Origin of the sequence: Bradyrhizobium sp. BR 10289, assembly GCF_019455385.1 — a bacterium.
Taxonomy (GTDB): domain Bacteria; phylum Pseudomonadota; class Alphaproteobacteria; order Rhizobiales; family Xanthobacteraceae; genus Bradyrhizobium.
Map to the genome: position 1 here is coordinate 1 of NZ_JACOFR010000058.1, position 710 is coordinate 710.

Below are 710 nucleotides of genomic sequence, written 5' to 3' on the forward strand. Positions count from 1 at the left end.
GAGATGCCCGACATGAACGGGTTCGAGTTCGCCGAGACCATTCGCTCGGACAACAATCTCGGCTCGATGCCGATCATCGGCCTGTCCGCGCTGGTGTCGCCGGCGGCGATCGAGCGCGGCCGCCAGGCCGGCTTCCACGATTATGTCGCCAAGTTCGACCGTCCCGGTCTGATCGCGGCGCTGAAGGAACAGACCGCGGGCGCCGCCGGCGCCTCCGAGCTGAACCGGGCAGCGGCGTAAGCAGGACAGGGATCAGGAGATATCCAGATGACGACCAAGAAGACCCAGTCCAGCGAAGGCGCCATGGTCGAGTACGTCACCGCGATGATCGGCGGCCAGCTGTTCGGCCTGCCGATCTCCCGCGTCCAGGATGTGTTCATGCCCGAGCGCGTCACCCGTGTGCCGCTGTCCTCGCGCGAGATCGCGGGCGTGTTGAACCTGCGCGGCCGCATCGTCACCGTGGTCGACATGCGTGCCCGTCTCGGCCTGCCCCGCGCCGAGGACGGCAAGACCCCCATGGCGGTCGGCGTCGACCTGCGCGGTGAATCCTATGGCCTCCTGATCGACCAGATCGGCGAAGTGCTGCGCCTGCCCGAGGACGGCAAGGAGGACAACCCCGTCAACCTCGATCCCCGCATGGCCAAGCTCGCCGGCGGCGTCCACCGTCTCGACGGCCAGCTCATGGTCGTCCTCGACGTCGATCGCGTCCT

At 67.6% G+C, this 710-nt stretch carries 2 protein-coding genes; both read left to right on the top strand.

Translation table 11 applies throughout. The features are described from left to right. A partial coding sequence (locus tag HYH08_RS37310; protein ID WP_220014810.1) for a response regulator occupies positions 1-240 on the top strand: 240 nt, incomplete at its 5' end. 27 nt (positions 241-267) lie between these two features. Then, positions 268-710 (top strand): chemotaxis protein CheW (locus HYH08_RS37315; RefSeq protein ID WP_220014811.1); only part of this gene is annotated, 443 nt, incomplete at its 3' end.